This window comes from Ramlibacter lithotrophicus (assembly GCF_012184415.1).
Taxonomy (GTDB): domain Bacteria; phylum Pseudomonadota; class Gammaproteobacteria; order Burkholderiales; family Burkholderiaceae_C; genus Ramlibacter; species Ramlibacter lithotrophicus.
The window spans coordinates 112,628-129,078 of the sequence record NZ_VTOX01000005.1 but is presented as its reverse complement, the minus strand read 5'-3'; the positions used below and the strand labels follow the sequence as shown (position 1 = coordinate 129,078).

Sequence of the window (16,451 nt, the reverse complement as noted above, 5' to 3'; positions counted from 1 at the left end):
GGTGGCCGATTCTCTCCCTGAACGATGGAAATCCTGCTGATCGCGCTGCTCACGGTGCTGAACGGGATCTTCGCGATGTCGGAGATGGCGCTGGCCTCCAGCCGCAAGGCGCGCCTGGCCGCCCTGGCCGAGGCGGGCGACGAGGGCGCCGCCGCGGCGCTGCGCCTGATGGACCATCCGACCCGCTTCCTGTCCACCGTGCAGGTCGGCATCACCTCGATCGGCATCCTGAACGGCATCGTCGGCGAGGCCGCGTTCAGCGCTTCGCTGGCCCGCTGGATGCAGGGGTATGGCGTGGGCGTGGTCGCATCGGGCTATCTCGCCACCGGCATCGTGGTCGCCGTGATCACCTACGTCACCATCATCTTCGGCGAACTGGTGCCCAAGCGGATCGCGCAGGTCCATCCGGAGGCCGTCTCGCGCTGGATCTCGCGTCCCATGAGCTGGCTCTCGCGCGCCGCGGGTCCCTTCGTCGCGCTGCTCACGACTTCCACCCAGGCGGTGCTCAAGGTCCTCGGGATCGACACCACGCAGGGCCGCGGCATGACGGAGGAGGAGATCACCCACAGCCTGGAGGAAGGCGTCGACGCCGGCGTCATCGAGGAGCACGAGCACCAGATGGTGCGCAACCTGTTCCGCCTCGACGACCGGCCGCTCACGTCGATGATGGTGCCGCGCTCCGACATCGAGTGGCTGGAGGGCCAGCAGACCATCGGCGAGTGCCTGCGCGAAGTGGGGCGCGAAGGCGCCCACTCCTGGTATCCGGTCTGCCGTGGCTCGCTCGACGACGTCGTCGGCGTCGTCAGCGTTTCGCGCCTGCTGGCGCTGGGGCCGGACGACTCCACCCGGGTCGAAGCGATCGCCACGCCCGCCGTGTTCGTGCCCGAGACGCTGTCGGGGACCGACCTGCTGGAACAGTTCCGCGAGAAATCCGGCCGCATCGTGTTCGTCGTCGACGAATACGGCGTGGTGCAGGGGCTGATGACGCCGCACGACCTGCTGGAAGCGATCACCGGCGAGCTGCAGTCCGACGTCGCCGCCGATGCCTGGGCGACGCAGCGCGAGGACGGCGCCTGGGAGCTCGATGGCACCATGCCGATCTCCGAGTTGAAGGCCCGGCTCGACATCCGCGAACTGCCGGAGGAGGACAGGGGCCGCTACAACACCGTCGCCGGGCTGCTGATGTCGGTCTCTGGCAGCCTGCCGGCGGCGGGCGAGCAGATCGAGTGCGGCGACTGGCTGTTCGAGGTCACGGCGCTCGACGGCCGGCGGATCGACAAGGTCGTCGCCCGCCCCCGGGCCCCCGTGCCGTCACTGCCGGCCGGCGAATCTCACGCCTGAACCGGGAAGCCGGACGCGTCGATCACGTCGACGTCGCCGCGGTCTACCAGGCGCCGCAGCAGCGCGTCCACATGCTCGGCGTCGAGGCGGCTGTACGACAGCATCCAGCGCCGGTTCACGGGGCGATGGCTCATCACGGACAGCAGGCGCAGGACGTCGGCAGTGCGCGCCGCGCTCGGCAGGTCGGGCCAGCGCTTGAGCCGGTAGACGAGACCGTTTTCCGCCACGGCCTCGGCGACGGCGTCCCGCAGGGGCGCCGGCCGCGAGGGGAGCCACGCGAGCGGGGCGAAAGAAGACCGGGTGCGGCGGGCCCAGGTGGCGAGCGTGGCGGTGACGGCAGACATCGGGGGGAACTGGTTGTCTGCAGTGTGGTGGCCGCCGACCCGGCCGCCGTGCGGAAATGGCGCCTCGCGGCTACGCCTTTTCCCTAATGGGCCGCGGCATGCGCTGGCCGCGGGCCCACGCTACCGTGACAAACGTCTCACCTCGCAGCCCGGGGGGCCGCAAAGTCCCTACGCGTCGGTCGGCATGTGACGCCCGGTCGAGCACACGGTATCGTCGAGGCCTCGATGATTGAACGTGCGGAGTACTGCGTCCTGGTGGTGGACGACCATGAGCCGAGCCGCTACGCGACCGCGCGTGCGTTGCGGGCCGCCGGCTTCCGCACGATCGAGGCCGCCGCCGGCGCGGAGGCGCTGGAGCTGGCGGAGTACGCATCTGCCGTCGTGCTCGACGTCCACCTGCCCGACCTGCTGGGATTCGAAGTGTGCCGGCTGCTGCGCGCCAACATCGGCACCGCGTCGCTGCCGATCGTGCAGGTTTCCGCGATCTACGTGACGGAGCAGGACAAGTTGACCGCACGCGAGGCCGGGGCCGACGCGTACATGACGGCGCCGGTCGACCTCGATGCGCTGGTGGGGGCGCTCGACCAGCTGCTCGGCCGCCCCGGCGGCGGCCGGGGGTGATCCCGTCGACGGGGACCAACGATGCCCTACCTCCGCGTGGCCGTCGCGTTCACGGCCGCCGCCGCCGCCGCCTTGCGGGCGCAGCTCGGCCCGGGCTGGGACCGGCCCCGCACCATGTTCACCCTGGAGCCGCTGCAGGCCACCGGCAAGCTGCCTTGCGCCGGGGACCTGGTCGCGGACCTCAGGCTCACCGATCGCGTCTGGCGCGTCGAGCAGCGCCTGCTGCTGGTCGACCCGCACGCCAACGCCACGATTTCGCTGCTGCTGGACGAGGCGCCGGCCGCGCGCCTGGGGCCTGACCTCGAGGCCGAGCGCGTGCAAGTGACGGAGGATGCCCGCGCCGCGCTGTTCGCCGAGTACGTGGGACGCGAGCAGCCCTCGGAGTGCCGGCTGCTGATGGCGGCCCTCGCCGCCAGCGCGGACCTGAGGGCCGGCGACGTCGTGCGGGACATGAGCTTTTCGCGCCACATGTTCTTCATCGAGGAGCGGCTCTTCCTGTGGACGGCTGCCAACGAGGTGCACGTGCGCTACCTGGTGGACGTGGGCATGAAGGCCGGCGACTGGGAGCAGTTGCGCCGGTGAAGGTTGGCGTGGGGCCAGGCGACGGGCAAGCGACGCCGCTGCGTATACTCCCCACAGTGTGCGCCTGCCGGCGCGCCCCCCCGCTGGAGTCCTTGCCCATGATCCGATCATTCGCCGCCCGCCGTGGCGCCCTCGCCCTGCTGGTCGCCCTGGTCGCGTGCGGCGCCGCGGTCGCGGCGGGCGATCCCGACCAGGTGAGCCTGGAGGCCGCGCGGGCCGAGCACGAGGCCGGCCGCGCGATCCTGATCGACATCCGCGAGCCCCAGGAACACGCGACCGGCGTCGCGCCGGGCGCGCGGTTGCTGCCGATGCGCCAGCTGGGCGCCCGCCTGGCGGAGATTCCGCTGGATCCGAAGAAGCCGGTGCTGCTGATCTGCAACACGCAGAACCGGTCGAGTGCCACCTTGCGGGCGCTGCGCGAGCGCGGCTACGGCCACGTGCGCTACGTCGCGGGCGGCATGTCGGAATGGGCCCGCCGCGGCTGGCCGCTCGTCAAGCCGGCGCGCTGAGCGCCGTCGCTCGACTCAGTACCCTGCCGCCTGCGCCGCCGCGAGCCAGTCGGCGACGGTGCCGAGTTCGCCAGGACTGCCTGCCTGCGCCGGCGTCAGGTACCAGACCTTGCCGTCCTTCGTGCCCACGTAGACGTCGCTGCCGCCGTAGTGGCGGAACAGATAGCCCAGCGCTTCCCCCGACACGCCTTGCGAAGGCACGGTGTATTGCGGGTACATCGCTTCCAGGTAGTTGAAGATGCGGTCGCTCGCGCTCTGCTGCGCGGGGAATTCCGTCACGGCGGTGATCCGCACGACGTTGTGGCGCTGGATCGGCGTGCCGCTTTGCCAGCCGGTCACCGGCAGCTCGGTGAACGGGGGTGCGTTGACCGGCTGCAGGGCGGCGATGCGGCTGGCGGTCGCCAGGGTCGGCGCGGTGACGCGCGCGAACACCGTGAAGCCGCCGTTCTGCGTGTCCAGGTTGGCCGCGTTGTCGCGCATGTTGATGAAGCACTGGCTGGTGGCGCTGTCGGGATCGCCGCCGATCTTGGCCATGGCCACCGTGCCGACCACGTTGGAGCGCGCCGCGCTGAACTCGTTGGCGATGGCGCCGCGCGAGGCCACCGTCGGACAGCAGGTCCCCTCCGGCCAGCGGTAGCCGCCGGACTGGATGACGAACGGCACCGGCGGCATCGTCGCCAGCCATGCATTGCGGTGGAAGAACACGTCGGTGTAGTCGCCGCCGCGCACATAGGCGAGGAAGTTCGCCACCGTGCGCGGGGCCTCGGCGGCCAGCAGGCTCATGTCGATGGGGCCGGCCGTCGTGTGCACGCGCACCATGGGGTTCTGCGCGCGGGCGGTCCCGGCGAAGGCGAGGGCGGCAAGGGCCGAGGCGAGGAGGGCGCGGCGAAGCAGCAAGGTCATGGCGATGCGAAAGCCCCGGATTGTGCTTGAGCCGGCCGCGCCGTGCCCACGGGAAATCCCCGTGGGCGCCGCAGTGGCGGGCACAGCTCACAATGGTGCATGCTCATCGCGCTCACCGGCCTGCCCGGTACCGGCAAGACCACGATCGCGCGCCTGCTGGCGGAGCGTCTTGGCGCGGTGCATCTGCGCATCGACACCATCGAACGGGCGCTCGTCGCCAGCGGCAGCATGTCCGACGTGGGCGCCGCAGGCTATGAGGTGGCGTATGGCGTCGCCGCCGATAACCTGGGCCGCGGCCTTTCCGTCGTCGCCGACTGCGTCAACCCGGTCGCGGCGAGCCGGCGGCAGTGGGCGCGGGTGGCGGCCGAGGCGGGCCGCGGCTGCCTCATGGTCCACGTCGTGTGCTCGGACGCCGCCGAGCACCGGCGGCGGCTCGCGACCCGCACGAGCGACATCGCGGGCCAGGTGCTGCCGTCGTGGGAGGCCGTGCGGGGCATGCGGTTCGAACCGGTTGCGGGCGAGGCGCTGCTGCTTGATACGGCGACCCTCGATCCGGGGCGCGCCGCGGACGTGGTCCTGCAGGCTGTGGCCGGCCGGCCCTAGACCAGCGGCGAGACCTTTCCGTCCGTGGCACCGGCCTCGGCCTGTCGCGCCGGGATCGCCTCGGTCCACACCGCGACGTCTTCGGCCGTCATGGTGCTGGCCGGGGTGAGGCGGCCATCGACGTATCCCAGCCGCTCCACGTCGTGCAGGTACTGCTCGCGCGACAGCAAGGTGCCGGCGCAGACGCGCCGGTCGTCGCCGGGCGGATCGCGGGTCTCGGCCGCCAGCCGGCCGATCAGCTTGTCCATCACCCATCGCGGCACGCGATGCCGCTCCCCCGGGTAGATGAACCCGAACAGCGTCAGGTGCGCCAGCAGCACTCGCCAGTGCGGGCCGAAGCGCTGCAGCAGTCCGTCCCAGTCCACCTGTTCGGCGTTGGCCTGCAGCAGGTGGGCGATGTCCGCGCCGTCGTAGCGCTCGCGTTCCATGATGAACGCCTTGGACAGCAGGCTGTCCTCCAGGTTGGCCACGCTGACCGGCACGCCCAGCACGTCGGCTTCGGCGTTGTCGCGGAACCAGCGGTCGTCCACCGGCGTGACGCCGTTGCCCGAATTGAAGATGAGGTCGATGAAGTCCTCGCCGGCGTACACCTTGGCCAGCCAGTGCGGATAGGTCATCTCGGTGCGCCAGCCCTGCGCCTCCATCAGGGCGGCCACGCGCTCGTAGTCGCCGCGCCGGATGAACAGGTCGAGGTCCTTGGTCGAGCGGCGGATGCCGGTGAAGCAGGCGTGGGAAAAGGCGCCGCCGACCAGGAACGGCACGCCGGCATCCACCAGCGCCTGCAGCGCGCGCCGGTAGAACGCCGCCGTGTGGGGCGGAACCTCGTCCTCGAGGGAAGGGGCGAGCGGGGCGGCGATCATGTGGTCCTCTGCATCCTGAAGAATGTGCTGGGAGGAGCCTAATCTCGGCGGCGCCGCCCGGACCGAGGACGAGTCACCTCAACCAGCGTCAGCGCCGGCCTACAGGCTGCGGCGGCGGATGGCGGCGGCCAGCCTGCGCGGCTGGCGGCAACATGGCGCTGTCTCGTCACGAAGATCCACCACGAAGACCCGCTCCATGCCCAATGCCCCGAGCACGGCCGCTCCGGCCGCATCCCTGCGCGCGCGCCCGCACGCTGTCACTCACCGCGAGGAAGCCCGGGTCGCGCCCAAGTCGGCGACCAGCGTGCGCTTCGCCGCCGTCGGCGACCTGCACGTCACCAGGGATTCGGCCGGCACGCTGCGCGGCTTCTTCGCCCAGGCTTCGGAGGCCGCGGACGTCCTGCTCCTGTGCGGTGACCTGACCGACTACGGCACCGCCGAGGAAGCGCAGGTGCTGGCCGACGAACTGGCCGCGGTGTCGGTGCCGGTCGTCGCCGTGCTGGGCAACCACGACTACGAATCGGGCACGCCCGAGGTGGTGGCCGACGCGCTGACCCACGCCGGCGTGCGCGTGCTCGACGGCGAGGCCTGCGAGATCGAAGGGGTCGGCATCGCGGGCGCCAAGGGGTTCGCCGGGGGATTCGGCCGCGGGTCGCTGGGCGCCTGGGGCGAGCCGGCAATCAAGCTGTTCGTGCAGGAGGCGCTGAACGAGGCGATGAAGCTGGAGTCGGCGCTGGCCAAGCTGCGTACGCGCCAGCGCATCGCGCTGCTGCACTATTCGCCGATCACCGGCACCGTCGAAGGCGAGCCGGTCGAGATCTTCCCGTTCCTCGGCAGCAGCCGGCTCGAGGAGCCGCTGCTGCGCTATCCGGTGGACGCCGTCTTCCATGGCCACGCGCACCGCGGCACGCTGGAGAGCAAGACCATCAACGGCGTGCCGGTGTTCAACGTGGCGAGGCCGCTGTTGCTGCGCACCCGGCCGCAGCAGCCGCCGTTCCGGCTGTTCGAGTTGCCGCGGCTGGCGGCGCCGGACGAGGCCGCCGGCCAGGCCCAGCAGGACCAGACCAATACCTGACCGGGGCAGGGCGGTGTCCGGCCTCAGCGCCGCGCCACCGGCGCCTTGCCGCCGAGCCGGCGCGTGATTGCGTGCGTCGCCTCGCGCACGGCGCGTGCGCCTTCGCCGCTCCAGTCGCCCTTGAGGCGATCCTCGTGATCGAGCACCGTGATCACGACGGCGGGTTCACCTTCGTGGTCGAGGGCGGCGCCGCTGAACGCATTGACGCCCGGGATCGGCCGGCCGATGGCGCGCGCCAGGCCGTGCCGGCGCACTTCGTCGACCACCGCCTCCAGTTCCTTGCGCCAGCCCCTGGGTGCCGCCGCCGGGGCGCCGGTCTCGACGCCGTGCGAGATCGCGACGGCGCGCTCCAGCCGCTCGGCAGGCAGGGCCCCGGCGAAGGCGCGTCCGGTCGCGGTGCCCAGCACCGACATCACAGTGCCGACGCGCAGCAACACGTGCAGTGGCTGGCGTGACTCGAACAGCCGCACGATGGTCGGCCCGAAGTTGCCCCACACGGCCAGCGCGACGGCGTGGCCGGAGCTGCGGGCGAGCTCTTCCGCGACCGGCGTGGCCGCCGTGAGCGGATCGAACTGGTGCAGGCAGGCCAGGCCGATCTGCATGGCGGCCGGTCCGAGCGCGTAACGCCCGGAGGCGGCGTCCTGCTCGACAAGGCCCAGGCGCTGGAAGCTCACGAGATAAGGGTGGGCCCGGGACGGGCTGAGGTCCGCGCGCGCGGCCAGGTCCTTGAGCGGCAGCGGCGCGCCGCTGTCGGCGAGGGCGAGCAGCAGCCGCCCGCCCACCTCGACGGACTGCACTGCGCGCTGTCCGCCCTCCTGGTCCTCGCCGGCCTTCTGTTGCATGTCCGCCTCGCCCCTCATGGAAAACACCGAGTTTGTCATAGGCAAACCCATTTGACAACGCGGGAACAGCTTCGCTACCATCGCCGAACGCATTTGCATAAGACAAATCCACCCGAATTTCCGCTGTCACACACCGCCGCCCACCGACCCATGACCGTCAAAGCCTTTGCCTCGCAAGCCGACCTCGAAGAGAAGAAAGTGAGCTTCGTCCGGCTCTCGGCCAACGCCTACGCGTACACCGCCGAGGGTGACCCGAACACCGGCGTCATCGTCGGCGACAACGCCGTGATGGTGATCGACACGCAGGCGACCCCGGTCATGGCGCAGGACGTCATCCGCCGCATCCGCGAGGTCACCGACAAGCCGATCAGGTACGTCGTGCTGAGCCATTACCACGCGGTGCGCGTGCTGGGCGCCGCCGGCTACGAGCCGCAGCACGTGATCGCCAGCCGCGACACCTACGACCTGATCGTCGAGCGCGGCGAGCAGGACAAGGCGAGCGAGATCGGCCGCTTCCCGCGGCTGTTCCGCGCGGTGGAGTCGGTGCCGCCGGGGCTCACCTGGCCGACGATCACCTTCGAGGGCAGGATGTCGATCTGGCTCGGGCAGCTCGAAGTGCAGCTGATCCAGCTGGGCCGCGGCCACACCAAGGGCGACACCGTCGCCTGGCTGCCGCAGCAGCGCATCCTGTTCTCGGGCGACCTGGTGGAATTCGACGCCACGCCGTACGCCGGCGACGCGTACTTCACCGACTGGCCGCAGACCCTGGACAACATCGCCGCGCTGCAGCCGCTGGCGCTGGTGCCGGGGCGCGGCGCCGCGCTCACGACCCCCGAACAGGTGCGACAGGGCCTGGCCGGCACCCGCCAGTTCCTCGTCGACGTGCGCGAATGCGTGCAGGCCGGGGTGCGCGCCGGCAGGAACCTGAACGCGATCTACAAGGAAGCCTGTGCCGCGCTCAAGCCGAAGTACGCGCACTGGGTGATCTTCGACCACTGCATGCCGTTCGACGTGACGCGCTGCTACGACGAGATGACCGGCCATGCCGATCCCCGCATCTGGACCGCCGAGCGCGACGTCGAGATGTGGAAGACCCTCGAGGGCTGAAATCGCGCCCGCGGAACCGCTTTCGCACCGACAACCATTCCAACCCGGAGACACGCCATGAAGTTCAACGCCATTTCCCGCCGCCGGCTGCTCGCCGCCGCGCTCGGCGCCGCCGCCTTGTCCACGCCGGCCTGGGCCCAGGACGCTCGGCCCATCGAGTGGGTCGTCGGCTACCCGGCCGGCGGCGGGTCCGACGCCGTCGCCCGCACCGTCGCCGAGGTCATGAGCAAGACGCTCGGCCAGCCGATCGTGGTGAGCAACAAGCCCGGCGCCGCGACCAACATCGCCGCCGCCTACGTGGCCAACGCCAAGGACACCGGCCACGTGCTGTTCACCGCGGACTTCGCGACGCTCGCGGCCAATCCCTGGCTGTTCGCGAAGCTCCCGTACCACCCTGAGAAGGATTTCGTGCCGGTCAGCATGCTGGCGCGCTTCCCGCTGCTGCTGGTGGTGGCGCCGAACGTCCCGGCGAAGAATTTCCAGGAGTTCCTGGCGTGGGCCAAGGGCGAGGCGAAGGGCGTGAGCTATGCGTCGGCCGGCGTCGGCAGCCCGCACCACCTGGCCGGCGAGCTGCTGCGCGAACGCACCGGCGTCAAGATGCAGCACATCGCCTACCGCGGCGCCGCGCCGGCGGTGCAGGACCTGCTGGGCGGCCAGGTGCCGTTCGGGCTGATCGACACGGCCAGCGTGCAGCAGTACGTCGCCGCCGGCAAGCTGCGCGCGATCGGGGTCGCCAGCCCGGAGCGCCTCACGACGCTGCCGGACGTGCCGACGCTGGCGGAGCAGGGGCTGAAGGACTTTACCGCCTATGCCTGGCAAGGGCTCGTCGTGCCGGCGGGCACGCCGCCGGAAACCGTGGCGAAGTTCAACAAGGCGCTGCAGGCCGCGCTCGAGTCGGCGCCGGTCAAGGCCCGATTCCAGGCGCTGGCGCTGGAGGCGCTGCCCGGCACGCCGCAGCAGATGGCGGCGTACACCCGCCTCGAGCGCGAGCGCTGGGGCCGGCTGGTGCAGCACGCCGGCATCAAGCTGGACTGAAACGGCGAACGACTCGATGCCCGTCGACCAGACGCACGATCCTGCCCTGCGCAGCTGGGTGGCCTCGGCCAACGCGCAAGGCACCGACTTCCCGATCCAGAACCTGCCGTTCGGCCGCTTCCGACCGGCCGGCGCGGCATCGGCGTGGCGCATCGGCGTCGCGATCGGTGACCGGGTGCTCGACCTGGAAGCCGCCCGCGGCCATGGCCGCTGGGACGCGGAGGCAGCCGCCGCACTGGATTCAGTGGCTGGTGGCGACCTGCGGCCATTGATGGCACTCGGCCCGCGGCCGCGCCGCGCCTTGCGGGCCGCGCTGTCGCACGCGCTCGCCGAAGGCAGCGCGCAGCGCGACGCGCTGGCGCCGTGCCTGCTGCCGCAAAGCGGCGTCGAACTCACGGTGCCGTGCGCCATCGGCGACTACACCGATTTCTACACCGGCATCCATCACGCGACCTCGGTCGGCAGGCTGTTCCGTCCCGACAACCCGCTGCTGCCGAACTACCAGTGGGTACCGATCGGCTACCACGGCCGCTCGTCGTCCATCGTCGCCAGCGGCCATCCGATCCGGCGCCCGCTCGGCCAGACCAAGGCGGCCGACGCCGCGCAGCCGACGTTCGGCCCCAGCCGGCGGCTCGACTGCGAACTGGAACTCGGTTTCCTGATCGGACAGGGCAATGCCCTGGGCGAACCGGTGCCGGTGGGCGAGGCGGAGGAGCACCTGTTCGGCGTGACGCTGTTCAACGACTGGTCGGCCCGCGACATCCAGCCCTGGGAGTACCAGCCGCTGGGCCCATTCCTGTCGAAGAACTTCGGCAGCACGATCTCGCCATGGGTGGTGACGATGGAGGCGCTGGCGCCGTTCCGCGCGCCGCTGCAGCGGCCGGCCGGATCGCCCGAGCCGCTGCCGTACCTCGATTCGGTCGAGACCCGCGCGAGCGGCGCGCTCGACATCCGGATGGAGATCTCGCTGCAGACCGCCGCGATGCGCGAGGCCGGCCTGCCGGCGGTGCGCATCTCCGGCGCATCGGCGGCGCAGGCCGCGTACTGGACGGCCGCGCAACTGGTGGCCCACCACACCAGCGGCGGCTGCAACCTGCAGCCGGGCGATCTGTTCGGCTCGGGCACGCTGTCCGGTCCGGCGCCGGACCAGGCCGGCTCGCTGCTGGAACTCACGCAGGGCGGCAAGCAGCCGATCCGCCTGCCCAATGGCGAGTCACGCACGTTTCTGGAAGACGGCGACACGCTCGGCCTGCGCGGCTGGTGCGAACGTCCCGGCGCCCGGCGCATCGGCTTCGGGCCGTGCGCGGGCACCATCGTTCCCGCGCGTCGTGGCGAGTCAAGGGATGAGTCCTGACCTAATCGTGCGCATCGAGGGCTCGAATGAAAGCCTCGGCCTGCCTCGGCCACCGGATTTCGACCCACTTCAGATTCGGGAATTGCCGGCTGTTTCGCAGCAGAGAGAACTCGCGTCGTCGTTTGGCATGGGCTGTGACGACCCACCAGAGAATCGACTCCCGCGACGAGAACGTGCGGCGAAAGGATTCGCGGTTCCCGTGCCACAAAGCCTCGCGCGTTCGAAGTCGGTGCGCGGTACGCCAGAAGACCCGCCATAGCACGAGCCAGAGCGGGAAATTGAGCCATACGGCGACGTCAGCGCGGGGCCAGACGATGTCCCGCACGGAAGAATAGTTCCCGTCGACTACCCACGTCGGCGCAGACACTGCCGCGCGTGTGAGCTCGCGAAAGGTCGCCGCTGGCTTGGGGGTCCATTCCGGCCCCCAGAAGAGTTCATCCAGCTCAACGTGGGGCGCGCGGAGCTTCATCGCAAGCGCCCGGGCCAGCGAGCTCTTGCCCGCGCCGCTCATCCCGAGCACCACGAACCTATGCTGTTCGAACGCCTGCTTGTACGAATCGGGCACTTGAGTCCTTGAGATCAGTCCGCGTACGTAGAGTGACGCGGACGCCTTCTAATCTACTCCGGGGGCGGGGCTGCCGACTGGGAGGAGCCTCTGTTCGGCCGCGAGATTGGGGCCCCGAGGGTGCCCTTGCCGTCTTGTCGACCCGTGCTCGCCAAAAATCTGAACCAGGACACCGGGAAGTTCTTGGTCGCGAGGCGGCAGCAGCTTCGCGCTGGCTGCCGCCTCGCTGCTGCCCGCCGCGGCGGGCAGTGCGTGGTCTTAACTGACGGTTTTCGTGCCGGCGTCGCGCGCCACCTGCATCGCTGCGCTCAGCACCGCCCGGTCACCCACGTGGTTGGCCAGCACCAGCAGCAGGCGCGCATTGAACTGCGCCGCCTGTTCGTCGTCCAGGTCGCGCTGCATGCCAACCAGCTCCTGGTAGAAGCCGTCCGGGTCAGGGATGTTGGGTTCGAGCTTGAGGGTCATGACGGCTCCATGGTGCAGGCGCGCGCGATGGCGGCGCGGATGCGGGCGGGATCGAAGCTGCGCCAGCGCGCGGCGACGTGCTGGTCCGGCCGCAGCAGGTAGACGGTGCCGGGACGGGCGTCGTAGCGCTGCGCCAGCAGGCCCTGCGCGTCGCTGAAGTCGCGTCCCACGCAGACCACGGTGGCCGTCACGTCGCCGGCGGTCACGGCGGCCACCGGCGCGTCGGGGGCGAACACCAGCACCGCGAATCCCGGCGGCAGCTGGTTCAGGAACCAGCCCGGCTCCCCGCGACGCACCACCGGCGCATCGGCGCAGTTGGTGCCGGGCCGCATGGCGCCGGCGAACTCGTCCTCGTCGGGCGTGTTCAGCGCCGACGCCAGGTACGGCGTCGGTGTGGACAGCCGCCCGCTGTTGACCAGCGACCGGGCGAACGGCTGGTGCTCGGCCAGCTGCAGCACGGCGTCGCGCAGGATGCGGCTGCCGCGGCTCTTGGGCGTGATGAAGTCGGTCGAGCGGGTGGAGTTCAGCAGGTTGTCGTCGGCGGCGCGGGCCCGCTCCTCGTGATAGGTGTCGACCAGCGACTCGGGTGCGGTGCCGTCGAGCACCAGCTTGAGCTTCCACACCAGGTTGTCCACGTCCTGCACGCCGGTGTTGGCGCCCCGCGCACCGAACGGCGAGACCTGGTGCGCCGCGTCGCCGGCGAACAGCACGCGGTTGTGGCGGAAACGGTCGATGCGGCGGCAGGCGAACTGGTAGACCGACACCCACTCCAGCTCGAATTCGACGTCCTTGCCCAGCATGGCCTGGATGCGCGGGATGACGTTCTCCGGCTTCTTCTCGTGCTCCGGGTCGGCGTCCCAGCCCAGCTGGAAGTCGATGCGCCAGACCTGGTCGCACTCCTTGTGCAGCAGCACGCTCTGGCCGCGGTGGAAAGGCGGGTCGAACCAGAACCAGCGCTCGGTCGGGAAGTCGGCCTTCATCACCACGTCGGCGATCAGGAAGCGGTCCTGGAAGAACTGGCCGGTGAACCCGGCGCCCACCATCTTGCGCGTGTCGCTGTTGGCGCCGTCGCAAGCGATCACCCAGTCAGCCTCGACGTGGAACACGCCGTCCGGCGTTTCCAGCGTCAGCCTGGCGTGGTCCGCCTCCTGGGACAGGCTGATCAGCTTGTGCTTCCAGCGCAGGTCGACGAGGGGGCTGGCCTCGCAGGCGGCGACCAGGTATTCCTCCAGGTAGTACTGCTGCAGGTTGATCATCGCCGGCATCTTGTGGCCGGCCTCGGGCAGCAGGTCGAAGCGGTAGACCAGGTCCTCGTGGAAGAAGACCTTGCCCACTTTCCAGTTGACCCCCTTGCGCACCATGGGCTCGGCGACGCCGAGCCGGTCCCAGATCTCGAGCGGGCGCTTGGCATAGCACACCGCCCGCGAGCCGATGCTGACGGTGTTGTTGTCGTCCAGCAGCACGGCGGGGATGCCGCGGTGCGCGCACTCCAGCGCGGCCGTGAGTCCGATCGGCCCGGCGCCGACGATCACCACCGGGTGGCGCTTCGCGACGCCGCGGCGCTGTTCGTCGGACTGGCGGTACGCGAACTCGGGGTAGCGGTACGTCTTCAGCATCGCCGGCTCAGGCCGCGTTGGCGAGCTCGCGCTCGTGCATCCACGCGGCGTGCTTGGGCGCGCGCCTGGTGCGTGACCACTCTTCCAGCATCTCCCACTTCACGTCGTCCAGCTGCTTCATCTGGGCCGGCGTCGCCGTGTCGGCCACCAGCTCGAGCCGGTGCCCGTTGGGGTCGTAGAAATAGATCGACTTGAAGATCGTGTGGTCGGTAATGCCCACCACCTCGATGCCTTGCGCTTCCAGCCTGGCCTTCATCTCGGTCAGGACGGCTTCGCTGTCCACCTTGAAGGCGATGTGCTGCACCCAGTTGGGCGTGTTCGGATCGCGCCCCATGGGCGGCGAGTTCGGGATCTCGAAGAACGCCAGGATGTTGCCGTTGCCGGCGTCCATGAACAGGTGCATGTACGGGTCCGGCGCCTTGGTCGAGGGCACCCGGTCCTCGGCGATGGCCAGCACGAACTCCATGTCCAGGTGCTTGCGGTACCACTCGACGGTCTCCTTGGAATCGCGGCAGCGGTAGGCGACGTGGTGGATGCGGGCTATCTTCATGGGAGGCTCCCTTCAGGATTTGGTAACGAGGGTTACTATCGTGCCGACCCTCGATCTGGGGGGCAAGCGGGTGCTTGCCCTCTTGACAAACGAATTCGCTGATTGCGAATTCAAGGAAAGTAACCCGCGATACCATCGCCGCGTGGATCTCGAGAAATTCTTTCCCTACCAGCTCGCGCGCCTGGCCGAGCAGGTCAGCCTGGCGACGGCCCAGGTCTACCGGACGCGCTTCTCGCTCGGCCGCGACGAATGGCGGGTGATGGCGGCGCTGGCGCAGGGCGACGAGATGAAGACCGGCGACGTGCTGGGGCGCACGACGATGGAGAAGATGCAGGTCAGCCGGGCGCTGGCGCGGCTGGAGCGCGACGGGCTTGTGGAGCGCTCACCCGACCCGGGAGACGGCCGCGCCTGGCTCGTCCGCCTGCGGCCGGCCGGCCTCGCGCTGTACCGCAGGATCGTGCCTATGGTGCAGGCGCGCGAGGAGTATCTGTTGGCCGACCTGAGCGGGGCCGAGCGCCAGGCGCTGGACGCCGCGTTCGAGAAGATCGGCGAACGGGCGCGGCAGTTGATCCGGCAGGGGTAGCGCTTCACCCAAAGCACCGGCACGGGCCAGCAAGCTCCAGGCGCAGCAGTACCACGACAAGCTGCAAAGCGAGCGGTGGGAACAGGATCGCCTCGGAGTCAAGCCGCGGCGGACCTGGGACGAGGCGGCCGCCAAGTTCCTGGAGGAAACCGCCAACAAGCATACGCACGCCCGGGACAAATCGAGCTGGCGATGGAGGCGCTCGTCAGGCGGCAGGGCGATCACCCGACCCACGTCTTCACGTACGAGGGCAACCCGATCACGCAGGTAAACACGAAGGCTTGGCGGAACGCGCTTAAGCGGGCCGGGATCGAGGACTTCCGCTGGCACGATCTACGGCATACATTTGCCACTTGCCACAGTGAAGCAGGAACACCGACTCGCGAATTGCAGCGACTTGGAGGCTGGAAGACGCAATCGATGGTCGAGAGATATGCCCATGTCGCCCCCGAAGGGCTGTCAGCTGCGGCTGACAGATTGAGCTCCTTCGTCTGTGTATCTACATCCGGGCAATGATCTGCGGAGGATAGATGCAAGAAAAGCAAGAATGGTCGGTGCTCTCCGGCTTCTTCGGTGACGACCCCACTGCGGGTGCGCCAAGAGGCATGACGATGGCCTTTCGGTCGTTGCCGATTCAGCCGGTGTTTACCGAAGTGTCATGCAGTCTGCGCAATTGGGACTTCTTTCAGGGGGTTCTTCTGTGTATGACTTTTGCGGACAAGGAAAACCATCGCGTGGAAGGGTCTGCGGTCCTTGTCGCTCCTGGGATCGCACTTTGCGCAACTCATGTCATCGAGCCCTACTTAGAGGCGCTCCTCTCTTCGGAAAGCGTGGTCATGTGTCAAGGGTTCACGCCCCACGGTCTCCAGATTTGGCAGATCAGGAAGGTGACGACTGCACCAGACTCTGATGTTGCAATCCTGGGTTTGGTCTTGGCTTCCGCATTGCCGCCCGGGCACGAGTTTCTTCAGGCGGCGATCACGACAAGGATGCCCTCCGTGGGTGAGGAGTTCGTCATCTGCGGGTTTAGAGCAGCCGAGGAGGCGTTCCCAACGCCCGCGGCGTGGGCCACTATCCAGATAGAGGGGGAGGTACGTTTGAGTAGGGGGCTGATCTCCGAAACGTATCCTCTTGGGCGCGACCGTGCAATGCTTCCTTGGCCAGTCGTAGAGGTGACCTGTCCGACCGTCGGCGGCATGAGCGGAGGTCCCGTATTTGATGCTCGAGGACGGCTGGTCGGTTTGCTGTGCTCCTCGATGGATACGGAGGACGGCAGTGGTGTGTCCTACGTTTCTCTGCTGTGGCCGGTATTGCCGAGGAAGTTTGAAGCGGTCTGGCCAGCTAACTTCTTTGACGGTTCCGTGAGCCTGCTGGATATGGATCCCCGCTTGTGCAGCATCGACAAGCGGGAGGCGCTGAGTCTTGAGCCGCATCCTTCGGGCTCTGGCACGCGTACCGCCTACAAGGTCTGGACATAGGCGGCCCGATGGGCCGTA

The 16,451-nt window shown here is 69.4% G+C and carries 20 protein-coding genes; 12 read left to right on the top strand and 8 right to left on the bottom strand.

Features of this window, described 5'->3' with window-relative positions:
- The first annotated feature begins 24 nt into the window (after positions 1 to 24).
- The gene (locus RAMLITH_RS15180) at positions 25 to 1,341 is read left to right on the top strand and encodes a hemolysin family protein (protein WP_168108274.1); all 1,317 of its coding nucleotides are present in this window, start codon (positions 25 to 27) and stop codon (positions 1,339 to 1,341) included.
- On the opposite strand, the gene RAMLITH_RS15175 is transcribed toward RAMLITH_RS15180, so the two are convergent.
- Positions 1,332 to 1,685: a hypothetical protein gene (locus tag RAMLITH_RS15175; RefSeq protein WP_168108273.1), complete on the bottom strand. Its 354-nt coding sequence runs from the start codon at positions 1,683 to 1,685 to the stop codon at positions 1,332 to 1,334. The genes RAMLITH_RS15180 and RAMLITH_RS15175 overlap by 10 nt on opposite strands.
- A 225-nt stretch (positions 1,686 to 1,910) precedes the next feature.
- On the opposite strand from RAMLITH_RS15175, the gene RAMLITH_RS15170 reads away from it, so the two are divergent.
- From RAMLITH_RS15170 to RAMLITH_RS15160, 3 genes are all read left to right on the top strand, one after another.
- On the top strand, positions 1,911 to 2,306 hold the full coding sequence (locus RAMLITH_RS15170) for a response regulator transcription factor (RefSeq protein WP_168108272.1): 396 nt from the start codon (positions 1,911 to 1,913) through the stop codon (positions 2,304 to 2,306).
- A gap of 21 nt (positions 2,307 to 2,327) precedes the next feature.
- Positions 2,328 to 2,888, top strand: coding sequence for a hypothetical protein (locus RAMLITH_RS15165; RefSeq protein WP_168108271.1), 561 nt, complete (start codon positions 2,328 to 2,330; stop codon positions 2,886 to 2,888).
- Positions 2,889 to 2,986: 98 nt separating this feature from the next.
- Positions 2,987 to 3,397, top strand: coding sequence for a rhodanese-like domain-containing protein (locus tag RAMLITH_RS15160; RefSeq protein WP_168108270.1), 411 nt, complete (start codon positions 2,987 to 2,989; stop codon positions 3,395 to 3,397).
- A gap of 15 nt (positions 3,398 to 3,412) precedes the next feature.
- Here RAMLITH_RS15160 and RAMLITH_RS15155 read toward each other — a convergent pair whose 3' ends face one another.
- Positions 3,413 to 4,300, bottom strand: coding sequence for a peptidylprolyl isomerase (locus RAMLITH_RS15155; protein WP_168108269.1), 888 nt, complete (start codon positions 4,298 to 4,300; stop codon positions 3,413 to 3,415).
- A gap of 99 nt (positions 4,301 to 4,399) precedes the next feature.
- Here RAMLITH_RS15155 and RAMLITH_RS15150 point away from each other — a divergent pair, with 99 nt between their 5' ends.
- Positions 4,400 to 4,903, top strand: coding sequence for a P-loop nucleotide/nucleoside kinase family protein (locus RAMLITH_RS15150; protein WP_168108268.1), 504 nt, complete (start codon positions 4,400 to 4,402; stop codon positions 4,901 to 4,903).
- Here RAMLITH_RS15150 and RAMLITH_RS15145 read toward each other — a convergent pair.
- On the bottom strand, positions 4,900 to 5,763 hold the full coding sequence (locus tag RAMLITH_RS15145) for a nucleotidyltransferase (RefSeq protein ID WP_168108267.1): 864 nt from the start codon (positions 5,761 to 5,763) through the stop codon (positions 4,900 to 4,902). The genes RAMLITH_RS15150 and RAMLITH_RS15145 overlap by 4 nt on opposite strands.
- A gap of 196 nt (positions 5,764 to 5,959) precedes the next feature.
- Between RAMLITH_RS15145 and RAMLITH_RS15140 the strand changes: the two genes are divergently transcribed.
- Positions 5,960 to 6,838 carry a metallophosphoesterase family protein gene (locus RAMLITH_RS15140; RefSeq protein WP_168108266.1) on the top strand — a complete coding sequence of 293 codons (879 nt, stop codon included), beginning with the start codon at positions 5,960 to 5,962 and terminating at the stop codon, positions 6,836 to 6,838.
- Between the two features lie 23 nt (positions 6,839 to 6,861).
- Here RAMLITH_RS15140 and RAMLITH_RS15135 read toward each other — a convergent pair whose 3' ends face one another.
- Positions 6,862 to 7,680: an IclR family transcriptional regulator gene (locus tag RAMLITH_RS15135; RefSeq protein ID WP_168108265.1), complete on the bottom strand. Its 819-nt coding sequence runs from the start codon at positions 7,678 to 7,680 to the stop codon at positions 6,862 to 6,864.
- 150 nt (positions 7,681 to 7,830) lie between these two features.
- On the opposite strand from RAMLITH_RS15135, the gene RAMLITH_RS15130 reads away from it, so the two are divergent.
- The 3 genes from RAMLITH_RS15130 to fahA are packed head-to-tail and all read left to right on the top strand — an operon-like array spanning position 7,831 to position 11,176.
- Positions 7,831 to 8,787 carry an MBL fold metallo-hydrolase gene (locus RAMLITH_RS15130; protein ID WP_168108264.1) on the top strand — a complete coding sequence of 319 codons (957 nt, stop codon included), beginning with the start codon at positions 7,831 to 7,833 and terminating at the stop codon, positions 8,785 to 8,787.
- 57 nt (positions 8,788 to 8,844) lie between these two features.
- Positions 8,845 to 9,822: a Bug family tripartite tricarboxylate transporter substrate binding protein gene (locus tag RAMLITH_RS15125; protein WP_168108263.1), complete on the top strand. Its 978-nt coding sequence runs from the start codon at positions 8,845 to 8,847 to the stop codon at positions 9,820 to 9,822.
- A 16-nt stretch (positions 9,823 to 9,838) separates the two neighbouring features.
- Positions 9,839 to 11,176, top strand: coding sequence for a fumarylacetoacetase (gene fahA / locus RAMLITH_RS15120; protein WP_168108262.1), 1,338 nt, complete (start codon positions 9,839 to 9,841; stop codon positions 11,174 to 11,176).
- 1 nt (position 11,177) lies between these two features.
- On the opposite strand, the gene RAMLITH_RS15115 is transcribed toward fahA, so the two are convergent.
- The 4 genes from RAMLITH_RS15115 to RAMLITH_RS15100 form a co-directional block, all read right to left on the bottom strand.
- Positions 11,178 to 11,741, bottom strand: a complete 564-nt coding sequence (locus tag RAMLITH_RS15115) for a P-loop NTPase family protein (protein WP_181017787.1) — start codon at positions 11,739 to 11,741, stop codon at positions 11,178 to 11,180.
- A gap of 258 nt (positions 11,742 to 11,999) precedes the next feature.
- Positions 12,000 to 12,206: a DUF2783 domain-containing protein gene (locus RAMLITH_RS15110; protein ID WP_168108261.1), complete on the bottom strand. Its 207-nt coding sequence runs from the start codon at positions 12,204 to 12,206 to the stop codon at positions 12,000 to 12,002.
- The gene (locus tag RAMLITH_RS15105; protein ID WP_181017786.1) at positions 12,203 to 13,822 is read right to left on the bottom strand and encodes an FAD-dependent oxidoreductase; all 1,620 of its coding nucleotides are present in this window, start codon (positions 13,820 to 13,822) and stop codon (positions 12,203 to 12,205) included. Before RAMLITH_RS15105 ends, RAMLITH_RS15110 begins: the two co-directional genes overlap by 4 nt.
- 7 nt (positions 13,823 to 13,829) lie before the next feature.
- Positions 13,830 to 14,372 (bottom strand): VOC family protein, encoded by a 543-nt coding sequence (locus RAMLITH_RS15100; RefSeq protein ID WP_168108260.1) that lies wholly within the window; start codon positions 14,370 to 14,372, stop codon positions 13,830 to 13,832.
- A 142-nt stretch (positions 14,373 to 14,514) separates the two neighbouring features.
- Here RAMLITH_RS15100 and RAMLITH_RS15095 point away from each other — a divergent pair, with 142 nt between their 5' ends.
- From RAMLITH_RS15095 to RAMLITH_RS15085, 3 genes are all read left to right on the top strand, one after another.
- Positions 14,515 to 14,955 (top strand): MarR family transcriptional regulator, encoded by a 441-nt coding sequence (locus RAMLITH_RS15095; protein ID WP_168108259.1) that lies wholly within the window; start codon positions 14,515 to 14,517, stop codon positions 14,953 to 14,955.
- A gap of 192 nt (positions 14,956 to 15,147) precedes the next feature.
- Positions 15,148 to 15,471, top strand: a complete 324-nt coding sequence (locus tag RAMLITH_RS15090) for a tyrosine-type recombinase/integrase (RefSeq protein WP_168108258.1) — start codon at positions 15,148 to 15,150, stop codon at positions 15,469 to 15,471.
- A gap of 14 nt (positions 15,472 to 15,485) precedes the next feature.
- Entirely contained in the window at positions 15,486 to 16,433 is a 948-nt protein-coding gene (locus tag RAMLITH_RS15085; RefSeq protein ID WP_168108257.1) for a S1 family peptidase, read from the top strand.
- Positions 16,434 to 16,451: the final 18 nt, after the last annotated feature.

Coding starts and splice junctions, on each gene's coding strand:
- RAMLITH_RS15135 (WP_168108265.1), bottom strand. CDS start 7,680: ATGCAACAGAAGGCCGGCGAGGACCAGGAGGGCGGACAGCGCGCAGTG.
- RAMLITH_RS15105 (WP_181017786.1), bottom strand. CDS start 13,822: ATGCTGAAGACGTACCGCTACCCCGAGTTCGCGTACCGCCAGTCCGAC.
- RAMLITH_RS15175 (WP_168108273.1), bottom strand. CDS start 1,685: ATGTCTGCCGTCACCGCCACGCTCGCCACCTGGGCCCGCCGCACCCGG.
- RAMLITH_RS15170 (WP_168108272.1), top strand. CDS start 1,911: ATGATTGAACGTGCGGAGTACTGCGTCCTGGTGGTGGACGACCATGAG.
- RAMLITH_RS15180 (WP_168108274.1), top strand. CDS start 25: ATGGAAATCCTGCTGATCGCGCTGCTCACGGTGCTGAACGGGATCTTC.
- RAMLITH_RS15110 (WP_168108261.1), bottom strand. CDS start 12,206: ATGACCCTCAAGCTCGAACCCAACATCCCTGACCCGGACGGCTTCTAC.
- RAMLITH_RS15140 (WP_168108266.1), top strand. CDS start 5,960: ATGCCCAATGCCCCGAGCACGGCCGCTCCGGCCGCATCCCTGCGCGCG.
- RAMLITH_RS15150 (WP_168108268.1), top strand. CDS start 4,400: ATGCTCATCGCGCTCACCGGCCTGCCCGGTACCGGCAAGACCACGATC.
- RAMLITH_RS15165 (WP_168108271.1), top strand. CDS start 2,328: ATGCCCTACCTCCGCGTGGCCGTCGCGTTCACGGCCGCCGCCGCCGCC.
- RAMLITH_RS15145 (WP_168108267.1), bottom strand. CDS start 5,763: ATGATCGCCGCCCCGCTCGCCCCTTCCCTCGAGGACGAGGTTCCGCCC.
- RAMLITH_RS15085 (WP_168108257.1), top strand. CDS start 15,486: ATGCAAGAAAAGCAAGAATGGTCGGTGCTCTCCGGCTTCTTCGGTGAC.
- RAMLITH_RS15155 (WP_168108269.1), bottom strand. CDS start 4,300: ATGACCTTGCTGCTTCGCCGCGCCCTCCTCGCCTCGGCCCTTGCCGCC.
- RAMLITH_RS15160 (WP_168108270.1), top strand. CDS start 2,987: ATGATCCGATCATTCGCCGCCCGCCGTGGCGCCCTCGCCCTGCTGGTC.
- RAMLITH_RS15090 (WP_168108258.1), top strand. CDS start 15,148: ATGGAGGCGCTCGTCAGGCGGCAGGGCGATCACCCGACCCACGTCTTC.
- RAMLITH_RS15125 (WP_168108263.1), top strand. CDS start 8,845: ATGAAGTTCAACGCCATTTCCCGCCGCCGGCTGCTCGCCGCCGCGCTC.
- RAMLITH_RS15100 (WP_168108260.1), bottom strand. CDS start 14,372: ATGAAGATAGCCCGCATCCACCACGTCGCCTACCGCTGCCGCGATTCC.
- fahA (WP_168108262.1), top strand. CDS start 9,839: ATGCCCGTCGACCAGACGCACGATCCTGCCCTGCGCAGCTGGGTGGCC.
- RAMLITH_RS15130 (WP_168108264.1), top strand. CDS start 7,831: ATGACCGTCAAAGCCTTTGCCTCGCAAGCCGACCTCGAAGAGAAGAAA.